Origin of the sequence: Lutimonas sp., assembly GCF_051011215.1 — a bacterium.
In the GTDB taxonomy this organism is placed as follows: Bacteria; Bacteroidota; Bacteroidia; order Flavobacteriales; family Flavobacteriaceae; genus Lutimonas.
In genome coordinates, this window is sequence record NZ_JBPCUJ010000093.1 from 1 (window position 1) to 3,803 (window position 3,803).

Annotated in this window: 3 protein-coding genes; all 3 read right to left on the reverse strand. The window is 36.6% G+C overall.

Features of this window, described 5'->3' with window-relative positions:
- Nucleotides 1-294 precede the first annotated feature (294 nt).
- The 3 genes from ctlX to ACR2MV_RS08310 all read right to left on the reverse strand — a co-directional run bounded on the left by ctlX (nucleotide 295) and on the right by ACR2MV_RS08310 (nucleotide 3,610).
- Nucleotides 295-1,236 (reverse strand): citrulline utilization hydrolase CtlX, encoded by a 942-nt coding sequence (ctlX, locus tag ACR2MV_RS08300; protein WP_434021443.1) that lies wholly within the window; start codon nucleotides 1,234-1,236, stop codon nucleotides 295-297.
- A 60-nt stretch (nucleotides 1,237-1,296) separates the two neighbouring features.
- Nucleotides 1,297-2,208 (reverse strand): dimethylarginine dimethylaminohydrolase family protein, encoded by a 912-nt coding sequence (locus ACR2MV_RS08305; protein ID WP_434021444.1) that lies wholly within the window; start codon nucleotides 2,206-2,208, stop codon nucleotides 1,297-1,299.
- Between the two features lie 115 nt (nucleotides 2,209-2,323).
- Complete coding sequence (locus tag ACR2MV_RS08310; RefSeq protein WP_434021445.1) at nucleotides 2,324-3,610, reverse strand: citrate synthase; 1,287 nt, start codon at nucleotides 3,608-3,610, stop codon at nucleotides 2,324-2,326.
- Nucleotides 3,611-3,803 lie beyond the last annotated feature (193 nt).

Here is a 3,803-nt window from a genome sequence, read left to right on the forward strand (position 1 = left end):
GTAAAAGGAGGGATGCTTTTACAAGAAATAACTGAATATCAATATTTAAGGTATTGTTTTCATTTAATTTCCGAAGCGAAAGTATCTTCAAAATCTAAAGAGATTCTAAAGAATTTAATGAAATAAACAAATCTTAAATTGTAGGGAAAACTGTAGAGTACATTTTGTTATGAAGCTCATAAAATGTTAAGAACAAAACGGCGGAATAGATAATTATTTTATGATTTTTTTAAGAATTAAATAAAAATTAAGAGTTGTAAACAAAATTCGGAGTTTATCAACATAAATTTTTCATTATGAATCCCTTAGCTCCAAAAACACCTCTGCCATCATGCATCTGGCACTGCCTCCGCCACAGGCTTCGATGGTGCTCAGGTCGCTTGACAGTAAAACGGCATCTTTAGATAGCAATTCTCGTTGTTTTTCGGTCAGGCAATCAAAGGCGGCTTGGCTCATTACTGTAATCGGTTGTTCATCTTTACCTAACACCTGAAGCATATTTCCGGCAAAATTTTCAACTTGTTGTTCAGTAATATTTACGATTTCTTTTCCACTTATTTTTGCATGGGAAATCAGGTTCTTACGTTCCTTTTTATCATCAATTGCATCTAAACATACAATAATATAGTTCTGAGTTACAGCCATCATTACATTGGTATGATAGATCAACTCTCTTTTCCCATGAACTGTTTGATAGGCATGGAAAACAACCGGTGTATATTCAAAATCTTCACAAAATTCGATAAACAATTCTTCATCCGCTCTAGGAGAAAGCGCACAATAGGCAACACCCGTCATTCGATCCAATACAATGCTTCCCGTACCTTCCAGAAAAATTCCTTCATTCTCTGCAGAAGAATAATCGATCACATCCTTTATTTCGAAACCTTTTTCTTCCAGTGTATCCAAAATATCTTCCCGTCTTTCGAGTCTTCTGTTTTCTGCAAACATGGGATATAAACCAACCTTTCCTTCTTTATGAAAAGAACTCCAGTTATTTGGAAATATAGAATCCGGTGTACTCGGTAGCATTGTATCCTGAATGACTATAACATTGACACCTGCTTCTTGCAATTTTGACACAAAAGCATCAAACTCAGCGAGCGCTTTTGTTTGAATTTCCTTGGCTGTAAGTCCTTTCAATTCATGCTGATAGTAATTATTAACAGCGGTTTCCTCATTCATCCTGAATGCCACCGGTCTGATCATCAAAATCGTATTTGTAAGCTGTTTCATATAGTTCCTAATGCTATCTTTTTCTTTCGTTATAAAATTCTAATTTTAAAATACTGCTGTTTAATCCCTGATCAGGGGCAAGGTTGAGCATCTCAGCAATCCTTCCTGTTTACCAATCTCTGCATAAGGCACCTCTTCCACAGTAATTCCATGCGATCTTAACCAAGTATTCAACCGGCTAAAATTCTGTTCTGAAACAACCACCTTTTCAGAAATTGAAAAAATATTGGAATTCATTTCATACATCTCCTCCTTGCTAATCTCAAAGACATTGTCCTTTCCGAAATAATCCACAAGAAACTGGTATTCTTCTTCTATTAAAAAACCGTTTCTATGCAATATGGCCTTATCCTTTCCGACTGGTTGAAAACAGCAATCGAGGTGTAAAGCATTTTCTTTCGGGTCGGTATTAGACTTTCTCAATTCAAAGGATTTCACTTTTTTATCCGGGAACAATTCCGTCAGGAATTCCACAGCAGCCACATTGGTTCGAGCTGTAATATAGTCCGGGTAATCATCACCTGAATACACTCCTACAAAAATATAATCATTCCAGGGCATCACATCCCCCCCTTCAACATGTACCTCGTCCGGAGGAATGATTCTGTTCTCAGTAGCTACTTGATTGTAGACATGATCAATGGCGTCCAGCTCCTCAATCCTGTTTGGTAATATATTGGAACGAATAAATTTATCATCAACTACAAAAGCAATGTCTCTTGCAAAGATCTGATTGACATCCTTTAAAACCTTTGGTCTAAATACTTCTACTTCATATTTTTGAAGCACACTTTCAAATGCACTCATCTCCTGTACCATATCTTCTTCTGCAGGATAGGTTCCGGCAAGAATATTCTCAACAGATTTTGGATCATAACAATCTTCCACCTTTGGCACCGGTCCATTAGACTCTGCCGTACCAAGCACTACAGCTCTTAATCTAGAAGTTTCATTTAAAATATGAAGATTCATAAAATTGTATTTTTCGCAAAAATAACTAAAAAAAACGCGCGCTGATGACAAATATTCATCAGCGCGCGTTAAAATTTATGAACAGTTCAAAAACTGTTCTAAAGAACAACCTTAGTTATCTTTCATCAAAAGTTTTGAATGGTCTTAACGGTTCTCCAACGTACAATTGTCTTGGCCTTCCGATTGGCTCATGATTTAAACGCATTTCTCTCCATTGAGCAATCCATCCAGGAAGTCTTCCAATCGCAAACATAACGGTCATCATCTCCCTTGGAAAACCTAAGGCTCTATAAATGATTCCTGAATAAAAATCAACATTAGGATAAAGCTTTCTCTCAGCGAAATATTCGTCGTTCAGTGCTACTTCCTCCAAATGTTTAGCAATAGCCAAAACAGGATCATTTGTACCTAAGTCTTCGAATAATTCATCTGCTGCCTTTTTAATAATTCTTGCTCTTGGATCAAAGTTCTTGTATACCCTGTGTCCGAAGCCCATTAATCTGAAAGGATCGTCCTTGTCTTTGGCCTTGGCAATATACTTTTCTACATCACCACCATCTTTTTGAATGTCTTCTAACATTTCCAAAACAGCTTGGTTTGCACCTCCATGTAATTTACCCCAAAGTGCTGAAACCCCTGAAGATACTGAAGCAAACAATCCGGCTTCAGATGAGCCTACAATTCTCACGGTAGAAGTAGAACAATTCTGTTCGTGATCTTCATGTAAAATAAGCAACTCATCCAACGCTTTCACTGCAATTGGATTCATTGAATATTTCTCTGTAGGTATTCTAAACATCATCTGCATGATGTTCTCCACATAATTTAAAGAATTATCACCATAGTTAAGCGGTGTGCCTAAATTCTTAGAATGCGCCCAGGCTGCAATCACAGGAAACTTACCCATTAACTTACAAATCGCATCATATACCTGTTCTTCTTTTGTAATATCAACCGTCGCTGGGTTAAATGCCGTTAAAGCAGAGGTCAATGAGGAAAGCATACCCATTGGGTGAGCCTTCTTAGGGAAACCGTCAATAATATCCTTCATCTCTTCATTTAGCAGCTGATGGTACTTGATATCTTTTTCCCATTTTGCATACTGCTCTCTTGTTGGTAATTCCCCAAAAATGATCATATAAGCCACCTCTAAAAAACTGGCCTTTTTGGTCAATTCTTCAATGGCATAACCTCGGTGGCGTAAAATCCCTTTTTCTCCGTCTAAAAAGGTTATTTTACTTTCACATGATCCGGTGTTCTTAAATCCTGAATCAATCGTGATCACACCTTTGGTTACTGCTCGTAAAGTTTTGATATTTATCGCAACCTCATTCTCAGTTCCAACTACAATAGGAAATTCATATTCTTGCCCGTTAACAATCAACTTTGCTACTTCTGACATAGGTAATAATGTATTTAATTTTTAATTTATTTTATCACTTGCGAAATTACAAAATAACTGCCAAATTTCCGATGATTCTTAGCAGTAATATCCAATAAAAAAAGCTGAATTTTCATTCAGCTTTTTTCTATAAATTCTCAATAAATACTATCCTACATTGAAGGCATCTAACTGAGGGTAATAAGCTGTACTA

Excerpts from the sequence above, each read along its gene's own strand:
- ctlX (WP_434021443.1), bottom strand. The coding sequence starts at position 1,236 with ATGAAACAGCTTACAAATACGATTTTGATGATCAGACCGGTGGCATTC.
- ACR2MV_RS08305 (WP_434021444.1), bottom strand. The coding sequence starts at position 2,208 with ATGAATCTTCATATTTTAAATGAAACTTCTAGATTAAGAGCTGTAGTG.
- ACR2MV_RS08310 (WP_434021445.1), bottom strand. The coding sequence starts at position 3,610 with ATGTCAGAAGTAGCAAAGTTGATTGTTAACGGGCAAGAATATGAATTT.